The organism is Cyclobacterium amurskyense (genome assembly GCF_001050135.1).
GTDB lineage: Bacteria > Bacteroidota > Bacteroidia > Cytophagales > Cyclobacteriaceae > Cyclobacterium > Cyclobacterium amurskyense.
Genome location: NZ_CP012040.1, coordinates 388,724 through 410,516, shown reverse-complemented (window position 1 = coordinate 410,516; position 21,793 = coordinate 388,724). Strand labels below are relative to the sequence as shown.

Sequence of the window (21,793 nt, the reverse complement as noted above, 5' to 3'; positions counted from 1 at the left end):
CTTCAATTTACAAAAAAATATAACCCAAACTCAACATAAATTAACTAAATATGAAAAAGCACAACAACAAAATCCTAATTCTAATGCTATTGGTAAGTACAATGGCTTTGAATTATAATGCAAATGCACAAACTGCTAAAGACGGCATGTTTTACACACTTGCAGTCGACCCCACCCTAGGGGGTAAATTTTCAAGTTTAACAATCCCACCCGTGTCCTTGTATATTGAACGAGGGGTAGCCAATTTTCTAAGTTTAGGCTTAGCCGTAGGTACGGACTTAAGACAGCCTTTATATTCTGATGAAACCTTGGTGTCTTTAGGGATGACAGTAAGAGCTGTTGGCTATGCTTTTCAGGCTCTTGAAGAATTTTCTGACGAAGAATTAAGCGTAGCAGGATTGGAGCCCTATTTGGGGTTTACATTTGGACAATATTGGCCATCTATTGGTAGTAGTTATGCTACCTTTCTTAATCACAATAAGCTAGGGATTGTATTAGGAACAAGATGGTATCCTGGGGATAAAAAGAATTTTGGGATTATGGTAGAATATACTTCCGCAGGAAATACCGGTTGGGGCTCTGGAATCAATTTAGGGGTTACATTCGGTCGTTAATAAAATTGATGATAAGTCTATTAAATTCAGCTCTATCGAAGCGGTTTGTTTTGGTAGGGCTGGATTCAATGTTTACAAAAAAAACATTTAGTAAATGACTTTTTATAATGGTATTGGCAGTAGAGTTTGAGGAGAAATGGTGTTTTAGGAAGTTAGTGAAATGAAATTTTTCTTGGATTGGAATTGAATATAATATTGGTAAATGGAGGATTTGATTTGGGATATTTTTTGGTGATTTACTGCCCCAAACACTATGGATATGGCCTTTTTAGAATTTCAAAATAAAGTCTGCTTTGTTGAAGAAATGCCAGTTTTGGGACTTCTATTTTGTTGAATTTAGAACCATTGGTGTAAAATAATACAAACTTATTTTTTTAGTTTTATTAGTATTAAAAATATTTGTAATAACTTTTAAGCGTATTTCGGAATGGAGAGTTAAATCTTCAATAAAATACGTGCTATAATTTAATGAAAAAATAACCTGCTTAATCCACTTTATTTCTTAAAATTCATTTGAAGCTTTAATAGGCAACAAAAGAGTGATAAGAAGTTTCACAAACCAAAATTCAATGTTATGATAAAAATTCTTACCAAATTAAAAAAGCAAATAGGTGCTTTTTCAAAACCATATAGCCAGCCTAGCAAAGGTAAATTGCGTGGATTGGCTTTTAGTTTTATGGTACTTTTGGGCGTCTCTTTTGTAGGGGTTTCAGGAGCAAAAGCACAGAATGAAATTACCGTTACTGGAGTGGTGATGGATGCTGCGACCAGTGAAACTTTACCGGGTGTTAATATTCTTTTGCAAGGTTCCGGTATCGGTACCATAACGGATATTGATGGAACTTATTCAATAAGTGTTCCTAATAGTGAGGCCACATTGGTTTACTCTTTTATAGGCTTTTTGAATCAAGAAATTAAAGTAGGTAACCAGACTACAATAGATGTACGATTAACGACTAGTGCAACAGACTTAAATGAGGTTGTTGTTGTAGGTTATGGTACTCAAAAGAAAAGTGATTTGACTGGAGCGGTGACAAGAGTCAATGCTTCTACCTTTAAAAACCAGCCGTTGACTCAGGTTTCTGATATGTTAGCAGGTACAGTTGCTGGTTTTTATGGAAATCAAGGAACTTCTGCTTCTGGTGGTACTTCTTTAGAGGTAAGGGGACCAACGTCTCTTACTGGTGGAACGTCTCCACTTATCGTTGTGGATGGAGTGATCTTCTATGGTAAACTTTCTGACATTAATCCAAATGATATCGAGTCAATTGATATTTTAAAAGATGCAAGTTCTGCAGCAGTATTTGGATCCAAAGCGGCTTCTGGTGTAGTTATGATTACTACTATTAAAGGTCAATCAGGTGCGCCAACTATTAATTTCTCAGCCAAAACGGGTATCAACACCTTTACGAATAAAAATTTCGGACCTAAAAATGCTGAACAATATGAGGACTTTAGAAGAGATTTCTTTAGGACCTTAGGTGTTGCTGATCGTCCTGATTACTACTGGGATGATCCTGCAAGTCTATCTGACGGTGTTACTCTTGATCAATGGAGAAGTGCCAATGCCAATTCGAATACAGACAATACATTGGAGTACTTGAACCGACTTAATTTCTTTGATACTGAGATAGAGCAATATCTTGCCGGTAATACTACCAATTGGTTGGATGAAGCCACTCGTAATGGTGTCAGACAAGATTATGATTTAAGTATTAGTGGTGGAGATGAAAAATTCCAATACTATTGGTCTTTGGGTTATGTAGATAACCAAAATTATTTGGTGGGTGATGATTTTAGCTCTATTAGATCTAGGTTGAATTTAGACTTTAAGGTAACCGATTGGTTAAACGTGGGAACAAACGCCCAATTTTCTAATACCGATAATAGTTCAGTTCCTGCAAGTACTAACTTTGCTTCTATTAGCCCATATAGTACTAAATATGAAGAGGATGGTACTTTGAATTGGTATCCTCATGGATATCCGATCATTGTGAATCCATTGATCAATTCTACTTACCAGCAGAGACTTAATAAGACTACTGGTGTTTTTGCTTCATTGTATGCAAATGTGAAATTGCCTTTTGGAATTCAGTACAAATTGTCTTACCAGCCTCGATTCGACTTCCAAAAGAACTATAATTTCTGGGGACCTGAAACAATTATTGGTGGTAGAGACAGATTGGATGGCTATGGTACGAGAACTGATTATTCTTTGAATGCATGGATGGTTGATAATATCTTAACATGGAACAAAGAAATAGGTGATCATAATTTCAATGTAACCTTGCTTTACAATGCTGAACAAACCAAGACATTTAATTCTTATGGAGAAAATCAAACTTTCCAACCTAACCAGGCTTTAGGGTTTAATGGACTACAATTTGGTTCAAGACCATTAGTGAATACTAATGATACTGAGGCTGGTGGAAATGCCTACATGGCAAGACTTAACTATTCCTATTTAGACAGGTACTTGTTGACAACTTCAGTAAGAAGAGATGGTTACTCTGCTTTTGGTGCAGACAATAACGTAGCGACTTTCCCAGCCGTAGCTTTAGGATGGATCGTTTCTGAAGAAGCATTCTTCCCTCAAAATACTGCAATCAGCTTATTGAAACTTAGAGGTTCTTGGGGTGTCAATGGTAACAGAGACATCGGTATTTATTCTTCTTTGGCACAAATTGGTACCAACTTATACTATGATGGAACCAATGTTCAACTAGGATTATATAACAATACATTGGCAAACCAAGGTCTAAGATGGGAAAAAACGGAATCCTATAATATTGGCTTGGACTTGGGACTTTTGGAAAATAGAATTGATGTTTCTGCAGAATTCTATGACATGACCACAACGGATTTGTTGATGAACAGACAATTGCCTCAAATTACCGGTTTCTCTAGTATTACCGCTAATTTGGGTGAGTTAAGAAACAAAGGATTGGATGTTACTATCAATACAGTCAATGTAAACCGTCCAAATATATTATGGAAATCAAATTTTGTTTTCTCTTTAAACAGAAACAAGATTGTTAAATTATTTGGAGATACTGAGGAAATAATCATTGGAGGAGAAACTGTCACTAGAGAAGTTCCTGATTATACCAATCAATGGTTCCCAGGACAGGCAATTGATGTGATTTGGGATTATAATGTACAAGGTGTTTGGCAATTGGACGAAGCTGATGAAGCAGGAGTTTATAATATGCAACCTGGAGATTACAAATCTGAAGACGTTAATGGTGATGGTGTTTATGACGCTTTGGTTGACAAACAATTTATTGGATATACAAGGCCTAGATACCGTTTGGGTTTAAGAAATGATTTCACTTTCCTTAAAGATTTCACGGCAACTATTTTCTTGAGAGCTGATTTAGGACATCAAAGAGAATTTACTTATGCAACGCATGAGTCTTCAACTTATGATAGGATCAATATCATGAATATCCCTTACTGGACACCTACTAACGGAGAGACTGAGTACGCTCGTACTTCAGAAGTCCATGGTGCATATGGAGGAGGTTTGAGGGTATTCAAGCCTACAGGATTTCTTAGGGTTCAGGATGTTTCCTTGTCCTACAATATTCCTTCTTACATCGCAGAGAAGTTGCAAACAAAGAGTATCAGAGTGTTTGTTTCTGCAAGAAACCTAGCGACGTTTACCAATTGGCCTGGATATGATCCTGAATCAGGAAATGTACCGATGCCAAAATCGTTTTCTGCAGGAATCAACCTTTCGCTTTAATGTTTAGTACCAAAAAGATTTAAATATTATGAAATATATAAAACAATATTTGTTCCTTTTTCTGGTAGGTTTACTAGCATTTTCCTGCTCAGAAGACTTACTCGAACAAAAACCGCTCTCCTTCTTTGCCCCGGAGAATGTGTTTATAGATGCATCTGGCTATGAAGCTGGTTTGGTTACCATGAGAAAAGCCCTTACTGAAGGTGTAACAGGTAGTAGAAGACACTATATGGTGGGGGAATGGTCTTCTTCTGAAGGAGGTACTCCAACATTCCAAATGGACTGGTTTCAAACCACTCCTTTCTTTGATCGTTATTATACCTTTGTGCCTCTTTTTTCTGAGTCTTTTGAATTCATCAAAAATGCCAATGTAGTTATAGGAAGAATTGATGATATCGAATGGGAGGATGATGCCACTAGAAATGCGATCTTGGCTGAAAGTTTATGGCACAGGGCATTTTGGTATTACTGGTTGATCAACTCTTATGGTGATGTTCCATTTGTTGGAGAAGAGGTAAGAGGTGTAAGATTGGATTACCAAACACATAGCCGTTGGGCCATTCTTGATAAAATTCAAGCAGATTTGGAATATGCAGTGCAATGGTTGCCTGAAGCGGCTGTTCCAGGAGCGATTACTAAGGGTGCTGGTAACCATTTGTTGACCAAGGTTTACCTTGCCAATATGGAATTTGATAAAGCCATAGAATCTTCTTCAGCAGTTATCAATGGTGGTTATGCATTGGTTGAAGATAGATTTGGCTCTGAAGCTGATATTGCGGAGAAAAATGTGATCTGGGATTTACACCGTCCTGAAAACAAGAATATTGGTGCAAATACAGAAACCATTTTAGCGATGGTTGATAGATTTGAAGCCCCTTCTGGTGCACAAACTGCTGGTTTGTATACTATGAGACATTTCCACGCATCTTGGTGGCATTCTTCCATTCGTGATAGCCAAGGTTTAAGAGGTACTTTTGACAATGGACCAAGATATGATTCATTAGGAAGAGGTAACCCAGATATGATCTCTACTCCTTATAGCTTTTATGATATTTGGGAAGAAGATGGGTTTGATTACATGACTACTCCTGACCTTAGAAGAAGTGATGTTAACTGGATTGATAAGCATGAATTGGTATATACCAATCCTGAGTCTGTTGACTTTGGAAAACCTATTAATCCTATGTACATGACTGCTCCTCAGGATTCAGTTTATAAGCATTTCCCATTGATTTTCTATAAAACTTACCAGCCTCAACAATCACCTACTGCAGTGCCTATGGGTGGAAATGGTGACTGGTATATCTTTAGACTTGCAGAAACTTACCTTCTACGTGCTGAAGCTTACTATTGGAAAAACCAAATGGATGCAGCTGCTGCTGATATCAATATGGTTAGAAACAGAGCCAATGCGCTTCCAATAGATGCTTCTGATGTTACTATCGAATACATCTTTGATGAAAGAGCTCGTGAGTTGTTCCTAGAAACTCCTCGCCATTCAGAAATGGTAAGGGTATCTTACATCATGGCTTCTCAAGGTCTTGGAGGTTATACTTTGGATGGATTTGCTGACAGTAACTGGTGGTACGATAGAATAATGGAAAAAAATATCATGTATACTATCAAGCCTATTGTGATTGGAAATACTCCTGCAATTGCACCATTTCACGTGTTATGGCCAATTGACAATAATGTCATAACAGCAAACTCCTTAGGGACAATTAACCAAAATATAGGTTATGTTGGAGCAGAGAACAATGTTCCTCCTTTGGAAACTATAGAATAGTTAATTAAATCCCTCTGTTAGATCTTTAGCAGAGGGATTTTTTTTTAACCCGGATTATATAATAGAATTTCTCCGCCCTGACAATGTCAGGGGTGAAGCCTGTCCCGTGTTTACGGGAAGTGTTGCAATCGCAAGAGAATCAGGCTGATTTTGAAGCGATTTCAGCACGTAATAGATTGTCTATTGCATATTTCGGGTTCAAGCATTTTAAACCCAAAACATGCTTAAACCATTTTATCAGTTCATGAAATCATTCCAATAACAGCCAACTTTACTATTTTCAACCAGGTGATTAGTTAACTACTCTCTAAACCAATAAGAATGTCTTTCTTATGAAGGCTGCACCTGAGAAGGGTCATTGAGCCTTTTTGTTTAATTGGTTTTAAAACGATTAAATCCGTTCCATTAAATATTGACTCATGAAAATAATTTTCCAAAGATCCTGTAACCTTATTTTTTTAGGCCTAACAGTTTTATTGTTTAGCCATCAGTTACATGCACAACAAAAAATATCCTCCTGGAAAGCCGGAGTGGATAAAGTTGAAATTACCCCTGAAGGTTCCATCTGGATGGGAGGCTATGCCGCGAGAAAGAAACCTTCAGAAGGTGTTAGGCATTCCGTTTGGGCCAAAGCCCTTGCAATAGAAGATTCCAATGGTAAACTTGCTGTTATCGTGACCACAGATTTGTTGGCTTTCAGAAAATTTCTGTCCGATAATATAAGAGACCAATTGAAAGAGAAATATGGGCTTTCAAGGGATCAGATTATCCTAAATAGTTCGCATACACATACCGGCCCGGAGACGGACTATCCCAGGTATGAATTCCAGCTTAGTAAAGAGGAATACAATAAAATTAAACAATTTTCCTTTCGGGTAGAGAGGGAAATAGTGGAGTTGGTGGGCAATGCCATCAAGGCACTTGAACCCGTAACCTTGTCTTCTGATAATGGGGTGACGAGATTCCAAGTCAACAGAAGAAATAACAAAGAAGCCCAATTAAACGCACAAACTGAATTAAAAGGTCCCAACGATTACGCTGTCCCTGTCATAAAAGTCGAAGACCAAAAAGGAGAGATTAAAGCAATACTTTTTGGCTATGCTTGCCATCCTACTGTTCTGTCTGATTATCAGCTATCAGGGGACTATGCAGGCTTTGCTCAGATAGAACTGGAGAAGCTTTATCCAGGTGCTACCGCCTTGTTTTTCCAAGGAGCAGGAGCCGATCAAAACCCATTGCCAAGAAGGTCCGCACCACTGGCACAGCAATATGGCAAAGAGCTGGCAGCTGCTGTAGAGCGGGTTATAAATGAAGACATGAATGTATTGGAAGGAACACTATCAACGGCTTATTCAGAAATAGACCTGACCTTTGCTAAGGACGTTCCTACCAAATCAGAACTTGAAGATATAATCAGTGGTGTAATTCCAGGTTATCCAGATTACCTGAAAGAATATGCAAAAATCTGGATAGCTAGATTGGACAAAGGAGAAAAAATTAAGGATTCCTATCCTTATCCAGTACAAGCATGGAAAATAGGCGATCAACCTCTATTTGCTTTAGGAGGTGAACTCCTTGTTGGGTATTCTCTGGAACTTAAAAAGATTTTTGGCCCGGATATATTTGTGATGGGCTATTCCAATGATGTGATGGGCTATATCCCCACTAAAGTAGTGCTTGCAGAAGGTGGCTATGAGGCCAATAGGTCTCCGCTTTTTACCACCCAATGGGCAGCTTCAATAGAAGACAATATCCTTTCCGAAGCAGTAAAGCTTGCTGAAAGTGTAGGCATTAAAACTGTGGAATATCCCTTAATAGCGCCATGAGAAATATTAAAAACAACATTAAACACATTCAGCACCTGTCTTTTTTGGTACTTATAGCTAGTAGCTTTTTTAGCGCTTCCCTTTTGTCCGCTCAGGATGCCTCAGCGCATTGGAAAGCAAATGTGGCAAAAGTAGACATTACGCCTAAAGTCCCTATGTGGATGGCTGGCTTTGCTTCAAGAACAGGGCCTTCTGAAGGTACCATTCACCCTATATGGTCCAAAGCGCTTGCCATTCAGGATGAGGATAACAATACAGCCGTTTTAATTACCAATGACCTTTCGGGCATGCCTCGAGACATGAGCAGTCGCATCAAGGAGAAAATTAAGGCTCGGTATTCTCTGCCTGAGAATGCTGTGCTGATGAATTTTTCTCATTCTCATTCCGGCCCTGTGCTGAAAGACTATTTGTACCATGTTTACCCTTTGAATCAAGAAGAAGTTGAAAAGGTTATCAATTATTCGGCTTGGTTAGAAGAACAAATAGTAGCCCTAGTAGGGGATGCATTGGAAGGCTTGGCCCCGGCAAAAATTTATTCAGAGAGTGGAGTAACCAGGTTTCAGGTAAATCGAAGGAACAATTCGGAAGCCAGCATGGAGGCAACTACAATAGTGAATGGGCCTAATGATTATTCGGTACCCGTGCTGAAAGTTACGGATATGAAAGGCAACCTAAAAGCCATAACTTTTGGTTATGCCTGTCATGCCACTGTTTTGTCAATCAGCCAGTGGTCAGGCGATTACCCAGGGTTTGCCCAAATTGAACTGGAGAAAATGTATCCAGGTGCTACAGCAATGTTTTTCCAAGGTGCAGGAGCCGATCAAAATCCTTTGCCGAGAAGAACCCTTCCTTTGGCTAAAAAGTATGGGAAAGAATTGGCAGCTGCTGTAGAGAGTGTATTGGGTAAAGAAATGAAGCCTTTGACTCCTCAATTAAAAACAGCTTACTCGGAAGTAAACCTGGCATTGAATGAACCACCTTCTAATGAGGCATTGGATAAAATGATCAAGGAGAGCAGTGGACATTACCAGCGATGGGCCAAAATGATGCATGAAAAGGTGAAAAATAAGGAGGTAAACTTATCTTATCCTTATCCTATTCAAATTTGGAAATTGGGCGCACAATTTTTGGTTGCCCTTGGCGGAGAGCCAGTTGTTGACTATTCTGTCAAGCTGAAAACCCAGTATGGAAATGATTTATTTGTTCTCGGCTATTCAAATGATGTAATGGCTTATATTCCTACAAGGACGGTTTTGAACGAAGGCGGTTACGAAGGAGCCACTTCTCAAATTGCTTTTGGTCATCCTGGAACTTGGAAGCCAACCCTGGAAACAGAAATATACAAGCGAATTAACCAGATGATGGCCGAATTTTAATACCTCTTAGAAAATACTTAACCCAATTCAAAGCAATTTCAAACCCTAAGCATGGACAATAAAACAGCGAATAGAAGGGACTTTATAAAACAAAGCACACTTTTGGGCTTAGGAATGTATTTAAGTCCATTTGCCCTCTCTTCTACGCCGCACAAATCCTTCGATTACCCAGATACTGAACAATTGCTGGATTGGACGGATTGGAAAATGTACCGGCACTCGGTTAATCATCCTTGTCTGACAATCAAGGAAGACAACCTGCAAGCTGCTAAAGAAAATATTAAAAATTACGATTGGGCCAGGGTTCATTTTGACAGGATAGATGCGATTATAAAGCAACACATTGGCAAGATCACACCAGACTTTCTCAATAGTATGGTGGAAGAAACAACTCCTGGTGACCCGCTATGGACGCCTTGCCCTTCTTGTAGAGACAAAGGCTTGCCGGTTCATCCTCATGGCTTGTGGAGTTGGGATGTGGAAAATCCAGAGGAAATCCAATGTACTGAGTGTGATGCGGTGTTTCCTAACAGTGAATATCCTGAGGAAATTGTCCTAACGACAACTTGGGGGAAGCCTCAAAAACTAACCTATTGTGGTGGAGATCCCTTTGTGATTTTCAAATACAAAGAGGGTAGACCAAGCTTTACGGCCAATATAAGGTCCAGAAAAGTACAATGGATCGCAGGATTTTGCCAAACCCTGGCAGAAGGATATCTACTTACAGGAAACATCACCTATGCAGCCACCTGTAGAGAGATCTTGCTTCGGCTTGCCAAATGCTATCCTGGCTGGTTGATTCATGTAGGTTATGGTGAATATGCCGACATGGATCCAAAAACGGCAGCGCTCAATATGATGAAACTGCCCGAGCCAGAACTTTGTCCTCCGCCTAATGTGCCAGACAATGCTTTATGGACAGGTTTTTGGAGTGCAGGAAGGGCAAGTGGAGTAGGCTTGGAATCTGATTTTGTGAGAAAAGTTGTCACAGCCTATGACCTCACCTGTCAAGCAAAGAAGTCCGATGAAAGGCCTCTTTATACTGAAAAAGACAAATACAAAATAGAAAAAGACCTGCTTCTTGAAAGTACCATTTTGCTGGTTTGCGACAAGAAGTTGAACAATAAATCTGTCAGTAACCGAACGGCCGTAGCCCTGGTTGGGATGTGTGTAGGGCATCCGGGTTTGCTTAGGTTTGGACTTGAAGGATTCAATATGACCGTTGATGGTTGGTATTTGCCTGATGGGACTACCAGCGAATCCCCTTTCTATGGTTTGATGACCTTGGGAGGGATTTGGGACATGGCCCAAGCCGCTCATGGGTATTCAGACCCCTCAGGATATAAGGACAAGACGGGACAACGAATAGACGATTTAGACCTTTACCATGATAGCAATTATAAACTGGTTTGGGAGGCCTTTTTCAAAGGCTTGCAAGGGGATTTAAAATACCCACCCTATGCGGACTCTTTCGAAAACACCACGCTTGATGTGGCTTATGTGGAGTTAATGGTCGCCAATTATCCGGAGAAAAAGGAATACCTCGCCTTGCTAAAAGAACTTTGCGGGGATGATCTGCTTTTACACAGTGGATCAGCGGGGTTTAACAGCGAATTCACTGACAGTGAAGTAGAACCTGTTCTTCGACTTCCTTATGACCTTACCAAGCCCAATGGAGCTTTGTCTTTCTCCATGTATTACAGAAAGCCAAAGCTGGAAAAGGAAAAAGGAGCTGTTTTATCGTTCCCAGATTGGTGCCCGCAAAATCTGCAAATTGGGCACCTTAGAACGGGGCTGGATGGTAGGGAAAGCTTATTGTTATTAAGTGCAAGCCCTTGGGGTATTCACCATGAAAATGACAGCCTTAACCTTTACTATTGGAAGAATGGTACTTCCTTACTCTCTGATTTGGGATACCTTTGGGACCATCCGCTAAAACCCAATAATATCAGGGCCCTGGCCCACAATACGGTGCTGATCGATGAAGAGAACCAGATTAGTAAAGGAAGAGGGGGAGAAATTTTGTTGTTCAAAACTTATCCTAAAGTCAAAATAATGGAAATGGCTTCAACGGCCTATTCCCAGGCTTCGGTTTACAAGCGAACGGCTGTATTGGTCGATCATGGAAACGGACACAGTTATGTAGTGGATTTCTTTAGGGTACAGGGCGGTGAAATTCAGGATTATGTTTTCCATGCTTCGAGTAAGCAACTGACAATAAATGGTATTTCTCCTGTTGCCAAGGCTGGTTTGTCACTATATGATTTTAAAGAAACCAGGACCAGTAATGGAAAAGGAACGTGGAACAGCCAATGGATATCTGAGAATGGAATGACTACTCGGGCTTGGTCCCTTGGGCAAGAAGGGGAGGAGATGTTTGTTGGCGATGGCTGGGGACAAAAAGATTGGAAGAATGCAGATATTGGCGCCACACTGCCTTATTTTGTAAGGCGGAAAAGAGGAGATGGCTTACAGACTTTTGTTTCTGTCTTTGAGGGCTTCGATGGAGAGGAGTCATTTGTCAAAAATGTAGCACTTGTGGACAAAACCGGAGTTGTAGAGGTGGAAACTTCATTAGGGAAAGACTATATTATGTATATGCATGGCAATGGAGAAATGAGCATTGAACATGGCAAGGGCAAGGAAATACTTAGTGGACACTTTGCTGCTGCTTCCGTCCAAAAAGAAGAATTGGTTTGGATGGAAGCATTGTCTCTTTAGCTTGGGGATTGCCAGAAAATATAAGAGTAAATGAATTGTTCTAGGACATGATCATGGTGTAGATTTAGCATCGAATGTTTAAATTCTAAAAACAGTTAGAAAATATGAATAGAAGAAAGTTTTTTTCGACTGGTGCCGTTTCTGTTTCAGGAATTGCATTGGGCGTACATATGACTGGTTTTACAAGCAAGGAAAAACCGCAAGAAGAGAATGACCTTATGAAAGAGGTCATGAAATACAGGAAAATAGATTCCCATGCCCATGTTTATTTTACAGCCGATAGTCCTGAAACCCAAATAGGTTTTGCAGATCGGTTAGGGATTGAAAAAATGGTGATTTCAAGGCCGATGGCTCCGGGAAGCAAGGGGCTTCCTGAAGAGTTTATTGCTTGCAATGATTTAATCCTTAAGTCCATGAAAAAATACCCTGACAGGTTTATTGGACAGCCAACGGTCAATCCAGCATTTCCTAAGCAGGCAATGGAGGAAATCAAAAGATGCATGGACCATGGCATGACAGGTTTGAAACTTTACAATCATGTGAAGATAAGTGATCCTTTGTTTTACCCGATTATCGAAAAATACATAGACATGAAGATGATCATCTTGATGCACATGGGGATCGGTAAGTCCAGAGTTATTTTCGATGCCAGAGAACCTGAGAATGTTTCTACTCCTGATGATTTTGTATTGATTGCGGAGCGCTATCCGGAGGCCATGTTCCAACTGGCCCACCTTGCTGGTGGAGGCGATTGGTTGGATGCCTGTAAAGCCGTAGCGCCTTATCCCAATGTGTTTGTAGATGTATCGGGAAGTAATAATGAGGGAGACATCATTCCTTATGCCATGGAGCATGTAGGGGAAGATAGGATATTCTTTGGCTGTGACAATAGCTTTTTTCAGGGGGTAGGCCATATGATGGCTGCTGACCTTACGGATACCCAAAGGAAGAAGCTCTTTTTTGATAATTATAATAATGTACTTAAAAAGTCAGGCAACCATGTGGATAGATAGTAATACATATATAGGTCACTGGCCCTTTCGTCAGGTAAGAAACAGTACTTGTAAGGATTTGGTGGAAAGGATGGATGCCAATGGTATCTCAGCTTCGGTTTTGACCAATATCAATGGGATTTTTTATAAAGACACCCAGGCTGCGAATCGGGAAACCTATGATGAAATCAAAACCAACCGCAAATGGGCTGATCGCTTGATTCCATTTGCTGTGATTAATCCGGTCTATTCAGGTTGGAAAGCAGATCTGAAGGAGAGCACCAGCAAATTGGGCATGAAAGGGGTTAGGATTTTTCCTAAATACCACCGCTACAACCTGGATCATCCTGCCTGTATAGAATTGGTGAAAATGTGCAGAGATATGGGTATACCCGTTGGCCTGACATTGAGAATGGTAGATAGCCGTCCAAGTTCCTGGTTGGATATCAGCAATGAATGGAGACTTAGCGATATTATGCCTATAGTGAAAGCCGTGCCTGATGCTAAGTTTATGGTGTTGAATGTAGCTGGGAGTACACATTTGGAAAAGGAAGATTTGGCATTGATCAAAAAGACCGATTTGTTCCTCGATACCTCGGGTAGGAATATCATTGACCTTGGAGGATTGATGGAAACCTTTGGTAAGGAAAAGTTTGGTTTTGGCACCCATTCGCCGATTCTGGATTACAAGACCGGGGCCTTGAGAATCGCTTCATTAAGAGAAGATGAAGCTGATGCCAAAACCAGAGAGGACTTACAGTCCGGTAATATCAAAAGGTTTTTGGGGCTTTGAGCTTGGCTTAAAGTTCTGGGAAAGTGTCAGGTTGTAGCGATTACGACATTATGATTTTGTCAGCATTGTTGCAGAAAAAAAAGCAACAATGCCGCCAAAATCAGGATCGTGTAGTTGTCCCTAACCACGGGCTTCACCCGTGGCTATTATAGTTTCAGCCCTTCAGGCTTCTTCGTAATGGTTTAGGATATCATTGTTTTCTATAGAATAGAAGTGTTGGGCTTTGAATTTACGGTGCTTCGTCCTAAAATTGGTTTACCTATTTCTGGTTTAAAAACTACAATTGGTTTACAGTTAACGTAAGAAATCCCCCTTTGTCCCCCTTAGTCAAAGGGACCAGACTTGTATAGTCGGGAGGGATTTGTTTATGAACTGGAATCCTTTAAAAAACTTCAACTAATCACCCTTCAAAATATAGCGAGAGCAATTAATTCTAAATTATGGGTGAAATCCCAGGGGTTTGGCATGATTATTAAACTACTATAAGTTTATAATTTAAACCATTAACCCATGAAAAAGCGAAACAAAGAGTATCTACAATCAGCAGTAATCACCGGAGGAACTATCCTTGGTGCCTACTTGGTGCGAAAAGGTTTGGAAGAACTGTATGAGAAGCGCACAGGTAAAGAAGCTCCCAAAAACCCCTATCCGGAAAAAAATTCCCTTAAAGAGGCTTTGTTATGGACCGTAGCTACAGGGGTGCTGGCTAGTGTTACAAAAGTTTTACTTCGTTATACCTTTACTGCAGGTACCGAAAAGGCAATAGAAAATTAAATTTGTTAACTTAAGGCCCAACAGGGAATCGGTCACTACTTACTTGTATGAAGCAGTGATAAAAAACACCAATTCCCTTTACCAGTTGAATTTGCGATCAAGGGATATTTTTTACCTTTGTCAAAACCCAATATTTTATGAGATACGAACCTGCCAAAGCATCACTTTACATTAAAAACAGGGCTAAAGTTGCCGACAAATTACCTTCAAATTCTTTAGCAGTTATCAACTCCAATGACATCTTGCCCACCAATGCGGATGGGACCATGAAGTTCAGACAAAACAATGACCTGCTGTATCTTTGTGGAATCGATCAGGAAGAGACCTTATTGGTGATTTGTCCGGACTTTCCAGATCCGGACTTAAGAGAGATCCTTTTCATAAAACCTACCAGTGAGCATATCGCCATTTGGGAAGGACATAAGTTTACCATGGAAGAGGCGGCAGCCCTTTCCGGGATTAAAACCATAAAATGGAATACCGACTTCGATAAGTTTTTTAACACCTTAATGCAGCTTAGCAAACATGTGTTTTTAAACACCAATGAACACCTAAGGGCTGTGGTAGAAGTGGAAACCAGGGATGCGCGCTTTATTAAAGAATGCAAAGCAAAGTATCCGCTGCACCAATACCATCGTTTAGCTCCGATAATGCATAAATTTCGGGCAGTTAAAGAACCGGAGGAAATTACACAACTTCAGAAAGCCTGTGACATTACGGATGCGGCTTTTCGTAGGGTTTTGAAATTTGTCAAGCCGGGCGTACTCGAATATGAAATTGAAGCGGAATTTCTGCATGAATTTATAAAGAGCGGCAGTAGGGGCTTTGCCTATGAACCCATCATCGGTTCAGGCAGGAATGCTTGTGTACTGCATTACCTAGACAACAGTGTAGCCTGTGCGAATGGAGATTTGATCCTGATGGATGTAGGGGCTGAATACGGCAACTACAATGCTGACATGACCAGAACCATTCCGGTCAATGGTCGCTTTACCAAGCGGCAAAGACAAATTTATGATGCCGTATTGCGCGTACAGCGTCAGGCCATGAATATGCTCAGACCGGGCATAGACATTCAGAGCTACCACAAAGAAATTGGCCTTGTCATGGAAGCCGAATTGATCAGCCTTGGCTTGATAGACAAGACAGATGTGCAAAATCAAGACCCTGCAAATCCGGCTTATAAAAAGTACTTTATGCATGGTACTTCTCATCACTTGGGATTGGATGTGCATGATGTAGGCACCATGTATGAACCGATTCAGGCCGGCATGGTATTTACCGTGGAGCCGGGCATCTATGTTTTGGAAGAAGGAATTGGCATCAGGTTGGAAAACAATATTGTGATCAATGACAATGGCTACACAGATCTTATGGGTAATATTCCTATTGACCCTGAAGAAATAGAAACCCTTATGAATGAAAAATAATTTTTTATCCAACACTCTATAGTTACATTTTTCATTGATGGACAGTACATTTAAAAAAGGCTTGAAGAAGGCCGTTCTGGATTTAATTTCAGAAAAAAAGGCAGACTTTGAATCGCAATTATTGGCCTTACAGGAAGCCTCCAATGCCGATACCAAAAGCAGCATGGGAGACAAGTATGAGACGGGCAGAGAAAGCATTAACCAAAGCAGGGGTTTGGTGGAAAAGCAAAAGGTGCTGTTGGATCGAAATGAAAAGATGATAGAGCAAACGTCTGTGGATACTTCCACTACCGTCACCACCGGAGCCATGGTTAAAATCCCTCTTGGCTGGATATGGATTGCCGCTTCTATGGGTAAATTCACCTTCGAAAACACTGATGTGCAAGTAGTGTCTGCTGATTCACCACTTGTTTTGGCGCTTAAAGGGAAAAAGGTAGGAGATAAAGTAGCCTTTAGAGGCAGTACGACGGAGATTCTGGAAGTGGTTTGACGTTAAAAATATAACCTTATAGGTTTTTAAAACCTATAAGGTTTTTAAATAGGGGTATTAATCCCCCCGTTTCTCGTTGGTTCTTATGTGCACATCCATTTGAGGGAAAGGAATTGAAATATTGTTTTCGATAAATTTACGGTTGATGATTCTTCGGATATCACTTTTCATGCGGTCTGATCCAAAGATGGTGCTGCTATAAAAAAGCACTTGAAAATCCAGCGAGGAATTCCCGAAATTCACCAGTCTGGCTTCTACTAATTTCTCCGCATTTACTTCAGGATGTTCTCTGGCGCTTTCCTCCAGAATCTTGATGACAAACTCCACATCCGTTCCATAAGCTACACCCACCTCAATCCTAAAGCGATTTTGTTTTCTTTGGTGGCTCCAGTTGATGACTTTATTGGTGGTGATCAGTGAATTGGGGATAATTATTGAAATGTCATCGGTATTCAGTCCTTTGGAGGTGCGTAAGCCGATTTCCTGAATTTTTAAAATGCCCCCATCGATTTCCAGAATGTCCGCTACCCTGATCGAACGCTCAGAAAGTAAGATGATGCCAGAAACAATATCGTTGAAGGTCTGCTGCAAACCCAAGCCTATGCCTACAAGTAGGGCGGCGGAACCGGCAATTAAGAGGGAGACCTTTATGCCGAGGGTTTCCAGTATTAAGCCAAAGGCGATTACCCAGACGATATAGGTCAAAATCTGATACAGGGAATAAATATTTCCTTCGTTGAATTTGCTGATTCTTTTTTTGCGGAAAATGGATTTTTTTATTCCCCATAAAATCAACTTCGTCAAAACGATAATGAGGAGCACCAGCACCAAAGTCCCAACCCTCAGGCTGTACTCCCCAATAGAAAGCAGCTCAAATCCTAAAAACTTATTTAACAAATCCATATGCGTTCTTCAATTGTAGTTAAAACCTAAAGGGACTGACATCGCACAAAGCTCTTACGGTAAGATAGGTGTAGGGTATTGAATATAAGTTAAAATAGTGACTGATCCAATGGAGGTGGTTTTTGAAGTTTTTAAGGATACGGAAAGCCCTAAAGCTATTTCAGGAAAAGTAATTTTTTCAACTTTAAGATACAATCCTCTGCTAATCCTGCCTTAAACCTCTTATTTTTCATCAATTGACCCGAATTGCAAGTCGCTTATCAATATATTCTCGCCTTTTACCATAGAATTATAGGTAGGGAGCTAGTTTTCTAGTCCTAAAACATTAATTTGGGAATTAATTAAAGGAAAAGGGGTTGTTTGCATAGTTGGTGTTTACGCAACTTCCTAGCAACATATATATACAAATGTTGTGCTTAATATAAAAAAAATAGAAAAATGCCATATAGAAACAAAACATATGTCGCTTTCGATGCGGATAGTGATATTAGATACTATAGATTAATGACTGCATGGAAACAAAGTGACAAATCGGACTTTAATTTTAACAATGCACACGACTTAATGAGCATATGGCAACACAGTAGTGAAGAAACCATTAAAAGAAATCTAAGAGAAAGAATGAATAATTCGAAAGTTTTCATTCTACTCGTGGGAGAAAAAACAAAGTATTTATACAAGTATGTTAAATGGGAAATTGAGCAAGCAATCAAACTCAATTTGCCAATTATTGTAGTCAACCTTAACGGAAAAAGATCTTTAGATAGTGACAAGTGTCCTGCAGTTCTAAGAGACAAACTTGCACTTCACGTTAGTTTCAACTCTAAGATTATTCAGCTCGCATTGGAGAAATGGAGCGATTTACATTATTCATATTCCAAAGAAGATAAAACAGGTTCTTTTTATTACAATGACAATGTATATTCAAATCTAGGGCTATGAATTGGTTTGAAAGACTTAAATACAATTTCTGGCTATTTTGGGATAGGCTTAATCTCAAGAATTTCGGAAAAAGTATTCTATCCGTATTCGGGGGACTTTGGCTTCTCATTGAAATTTTCGCCTTTTTTGGACAAAATACTTGGTCAAATAATATTCGGTCAATTTGGTGGGTATTTATAGTTATTGGTCTAATAATAATTATTTACAGAAATTGGCCAAAATCATTTTTCACATTTAAAGTCCATAATAGAGAAGTTTCCGTTTCTATTAAAATTGGGGATATCTTTAAGATTGATGGAGCTCTGATTGTCCCTATCAACAATAGACTTGATTGTGTAAACAATGGGATTGTTAAAAAATCAAGTAGTATCCTCAGGTACTTTATTGACCAGGTGTATGAGGAAACTACGGCTCATCTAAATACAGATATATGCCAACAATTAGAAGACAATTCAGATTGGTATGAAAATTTTGTTGAAAATGATAATCCTAAGACTTATAAAGTAGGAACAGTTGTCCCAGTATTTAGAAGTGATAAACAATATTATTTACTTTGTAGTTCTACTCTTAATGCACAAGGACGCTCAAAAACAACGGTTGATGACCTTAGATTATCCTTAACTGAGTTATGGGCATACCTTACGCATAGTGGAAGCAAGGATAATCTAATAATCCCAATTGTGGGTACAGGTCGTGGTAGAATAACCTTGAAAAGAGAAGATGTAATCAAAGAAATTGTACTCTCATTTTTAGTATCACTAAGCCAAGAAAGTTATTGCGAACAGTTGACAATTTGTATTCACCCAAATGATTTGAAAAAATACAATGTTAACTTGGACGATCTATTAGATTTTATTAGACTTCATTGCAATAACACAGGGTATTTAAAAGGTAATGAAAACCCTTTAGGGACTGCCATAGAATAAAGATACTAAGCACAACATTGTATAAGCGTAATGCGGGATGTATTGCTAAATTGAACATTTCATCACGTATTGAAATTTTGGATAAAATGAAAATCTCGTCTTCGAAAACCCGCACTACGCTTATACTTGCCGTTATCGTAACATCAAGCTATGGTATTCCAGAAGGTGAAAATGTTTCCTAAATAAGTTGTTATTTATTTTGAAGACCTTTCGACAATTAAACCGGTGAAGTCCCTGTTTTATTGCAATGCCTTTTATAAAGTAGGTTACTGGTTAGCTGTATTAGAGTGGGATTGGAGGCTTCCCCACACGTACTTAATATGTATAAAATCCAATAGCAATAAAGTTTTATTGCTTAGTAAAGAAGGGTTTACAAGTAAAATGTTGACAATAGCCAGTTATAGGAGATTATGAAACTTCGAGAAATTTTCCGAAATTGTAGACAAAATTAAAGGCATTTATGGCAACGGTGGATAAAATAAGAAGCGGATTGATTGATAAAATCTTGACTATAAAAAACAAGGATTTCTTATTGGCGCTTGACAAACTGGTTTCTTTAAGCGCAACGGATAAGGAGCTTGTTGGGCTTACGGAAGAGCAAAAAGAAATGCTTAAACTGAGCGAAGAGGATATAAAAAATGGCCGCTTGATTTCACAAGGGGCGATGGATAAACGAAACCATTTATTTTTAAAAAAGCAGATTTCAAAGATACACGCGTAGCCTCCCTTGGGAATTTTAGCATTTTTTACCAAGTAGCTGATGAAACAATAGTCATTACAGCCTTCTGGGACAACCGACAAGATCCCGAAAAATTATCTCGGATTATTTTAAAAGATAAATCATAACTAAGGTCCTTCGCCACCCTTCGCCACCCTTCGCCACCCTTCGACAGGCTCAGGGACCATGTTCAGGATTGAGATCAACAAACCTTTTGTACCCTTTGACATCGCAAGAAATTAAAGTAAGATTTTAAAACTTAAGGTTACTTCTATACCTGAAAGGGGTACTTCGGAAGTGGGGTGGGGTACTTCGGAACCTACCCTTTGGGCTTATTAGCTCCGATTGAGGAGTTCTGAGGAGGGGGAGAGTACCCTAAACTTGCAAAATTCGACCTCGGAGGTCGAATTTTTTGGCATTTAGCTGAAAATTTTCACCAAAATACCGGAAAATTCCACCTAAAACAGACTTTTAATCGACTCAATTGCTAAAAAACTGACAAAATTGCCGGAATATTCAACGGGACCGTTAAATTTTTGGGGTTCAGAAGTGGGGAGGGGTACTTCGGAACCTACCCATTGCAGTTATTTGCTGAAAAATTCGAGCTTTTAGGTCGAATTTTTCAATGTTTTTTCAGGAAAATTCTGCCTTTTTGGCAGATCAATTGGATTTTTAGCTCCAAAATTCCACCTAATAGGGAGAGAATTCAATAAAAAAACTGAAGAATTGAAAGAATTGTAAGGAAAAATGAAGGTGTAAATAGGGATATTTGAACCGAAAGGAGTTTAATTTAAATAAGGAACGCAAAAAAATAGGGGACAATTCAAATGCCTTTGACTGTCCCCTTTATAATGGATTGGGTGATATGCGCATCATTAATTGATTATAGGTTTCATTTCCAAATTATGAATTGATTACTTATATGGCCTTACTCAGACTGATTGTATTTGGATCTATTAAACCGCTGCTTAAGATCCTCATGGATCACCTTGGCATCTGCTACATTTACCCTAGCCCCGTATTTTACAGAATTGTAATAACCAAGGGCACCGACATAGGCCTCAGATCCTGCCATCATCACGGTATCATTGAGGTTGCTTTCCACCTGCTGCAAATCCCTAAGCAATGGCGCCAGTCTTTTTACTACCTCCCAATCCTTAGACAATTCATTTAAATCAATAAAGGGAGGAAGGAATTGGCTGTCTTCCTGTGCATAGTCCATTACTTTTTCTACAAAGGGGATAGTGCCATCTCCCATCTTGGGTATGCGCTGCCTTTCTTCAGCACTAATGGCAATTAGGTAGGGGCTTAAAGTTGTTTTAAGGGTAGCGATGGCCTCTTTCACCGTCTGAAGCTCCGCTTCCGGAATCTGAATAGAAACTGTGTTCTTCGTACTCATATCATTGAGATTTATAGTAAAACATAATTTACACTATTCAAAATACTTTTATATAGTGTAAAATGCAAATAATAGTGTTTGAAATTTACTAAATTGTTAATCTTTTAACTGTAAAATTCTTATTTACCGTTTTTCACAATAGTTATTTTTAAAAAGGCGGAGCCTTTTGAGCTGTACAACTGAGCCAACTACATTTTTATAGGCTTTTTCACGGAATGATTGCTTTTTTTTTCATAGCTTATAATGTTGAAAATTAATGATAGGTCTAAAGTTGGAAGAAAGGGCAATAATTGCTCGCTTCCTGTCATGGCAGGATTCGTTCAACACCTGGTATAATGCATGCAAGTTTCAGAGG

Annotated in this window: 16 protein-coding genes; 14 read left to right on the top strand and 2 right to left on the bottom strand. The window is 39.4% G+C overall.

The window, feature by feature from the left end; all coding sequences use genetic code 11:
- Positions 1-50: 50 nt before the first annotated feature.
- The 11 genes from CA2015_RS01620 (at position 51) to CA2015_RS01570 (ending at position 16,550) form a co-directional block, all read left to right on the top strand.
- The gene (locus CA2015_RS01620) at positions 51-614 is read left to right on the top strand and encodes a hypothetical protein (RefSeq protein WP_048640307.1); all 564 of its coding nucleotides are present in this window, start codon (positions 51-53) and stop codon (positions 612-614) included.
- Between the two features lie 574 nt (positions 615-1,188).
- Positions 1,189-4,362, top strand: coding sequence for a SusC/RagA family TonB-linked outer membrane protein (locus CA2015_RS01615; protein ID WP_084011592.1), 3,174 nt, complete (start codon positions 1,189-1,191; stop codon positions 4,360-4,362).
- Between the two features lie 28 nt (positions 4,363-4,390).
- A complete protein-coding gene (locus CA2015_RS01610; RefSeq protein WP_048640306.1) occupies positions 4,391-6,148 on the top strand; it encodes a RagB/SusD family nutrient uptake outer membrane protein in 1,758 nt (585 codons plus the stop codon).
- A 419-nt stretch (positions 6,149-6,567) separates the two neighbouring features.
- On the top strand, positions 6,568-7,974 hold the full coding sequence (locus tag CA2015_RS01605; RefSeq protein ID WP_048640305.1) for a neutral/alkaline non-lysosomal ceramidase N-terminal domain-containing protein: 1,407 nt from the start codon (positions 6,568-6,570) through the stop codon (positions 7,972-7,974).
- The gene (locus tag CA2015_RS01600; protein ID WP_048640304.1) at positions 7,971-9,350 is read left to right on the top strand and encodes a neutral/alkaline non-lysosomal ceramidase N-terminal domain-containing protein; all 1,380 of its coding nucleotides are present in this window, start codon (positions 7,971-7,973) and stop codon (positions 9,348-9,350) included. Before CA2015_RS01605 ends, CA2015_RS01600 begins: the two co-directional genes overlap by 4 nt.
- Before the next feature lie 51 nt (positions 9,351-9,401).
- Positions 9,402-12,071, top strand: a complete 2,670-nt coding sequence (locus tag CA2015_RS01595; protein ID WP_048640303.1) for a heparinase II/III family protein — start codon at positions 9,402-9,404, stop codon at positions 12,069-12,071.
- Between the two features lie 104 nt (positions 12,072-12,175).
- Positions 12,176-13,084: an amidohydrolase family protein gene (locus CA2015_RS01590; protein ID WP_048640302.1), complete on the top strand. Its 909-nt coding sequence runs from the start codon at positions 12,176-12,178 to the stop codon at positions 13,082-13,084.
- Entirely contained in the window at positions 13,071-13,856 is a 786-nt protein-coding gene (locus CA2015_RS01585; RefSeq protein ID WP_048640301.1) for an amidohydrolase family protein, read from the top strand. The genes CA2015_RS01590 and CA2015_RS01585 overlap by 14 nt, the downstream gene beginning before the upstream one ends.
- Before the next feature lie 510 nt (positions 13,857-14,366).
- Positions 14,367-14,630, top strand: a complete 264-nt coding sequence (locus CA2015_RS01580) for a DUF4235 domain-containing protein (protein ID WP_048640300.1) — start codon at positions 14,367-14,369, stop codon at positions 14,628-14,630.
- A gap of 137 nt (positions 14,631-14,767) precedes the next feature.
- On the top strand, positions 14,768-16,060 hold the full coding sequence (locus tag CA2015_RS01575; protein WP_048640299.1) for an aminopeptidase P family protein: 1,293 nt from the start codon (positions 14,768-14,770) through the stop codon (positions 16,058-16,060).
- A 37-nt stretch (positions 16,061-16,097) separates the two neighbouring features.
- The gene (locus CA2015_RS01570) at positions 16,098-16,550 is read left to right on the top strand and encodes a hypothetical protein (RefSeq protein ID WP_048640298.1); all 453 of its coding nucleotides are present in this window, start codon (positions 16,098-16,100) and stop codon (positions 16,548-16,550) included.
- Positions 16,551-16,607: 57 nt separating this feature from the next.
- On the opposite strand, the gene CA2015_RS01565 is transcribed toward CA2015_RS01570, so the two are convergent.
- On the bottom strand, positions 16,608-17,453 hold the full coding sequence (locus CA2015_RS01565; protein ID WP_048640297.1) for a mechanosensitive ion channel family protein: 846 nt from the start codon (positions 17,451-17,453) through the stop codon (positions 16,608-16,610).
- 438 nt (positions 17,454-17,891) lie between these two features.
- Here CA2015_RS01565 and CA2015_RS01560 point away from each other — a divergent pair, with 438 nt between their 5' ends.
- The 3 genes from CA2015_RS01560 (at position 17,892) to CA2015_RS01550 (ending at position 20,042) form a co-directional block, all read left to right on the top strand.
- On the top strand, positions 17,892-18,395 hold the full coding sequence (locus CA2015_RS01560) for a TIR domain-containing protein (protein WP_048640296.1): 504 nt from the start codon (positions 17,892-17,894) through the stop codon (positions 18,393-18,395).
- Positions 18,392-19,321, top strand: a complete 930-nt coding sequence (locus CA2015_RS01555) for a macro domain-containing protein (protein WP_048640295.1) — start codon at positions 18,392-18,394, stop codon at positions 19,319-19,321. The genes CA2015_RS01560 and CA2015_RS01555 overlap by 4 nt, the downstream gene beginning before the upstream one ends.
- A gap of 460 nt (positions 19,322-19,781) precedes the next feature.
- Complete coding sequence (locus CA2015_RS01550; RefSeq protein ID WP_048640294.1) at positions 19,782-20,042, top strand: hypothetical protein; 261 nt, start codon at positions 19,782-19,784, stop codon at positions 20,040-20,042.
- A 925-nt stretch (positions 20,043-20,967) separates the two neighbouring features.
- Here CA2015_RS01550 and CA2015_RS01545 read toward each other — a convergent pair.
- The gene (locus CA2015_RS01545) at positions 20,968-21,438 is read right to left on the bottom strand and encodes a hypothetical protein (RefSeq protein WP_048640293.1); all 471 of its coding nucleotides are present in this window, start codon (positions 21,436-21,438) and stop codon (positions 20,968-20,970) included.
- Positions 21,439-21,793: the final 355 nt, after the last annotated feature.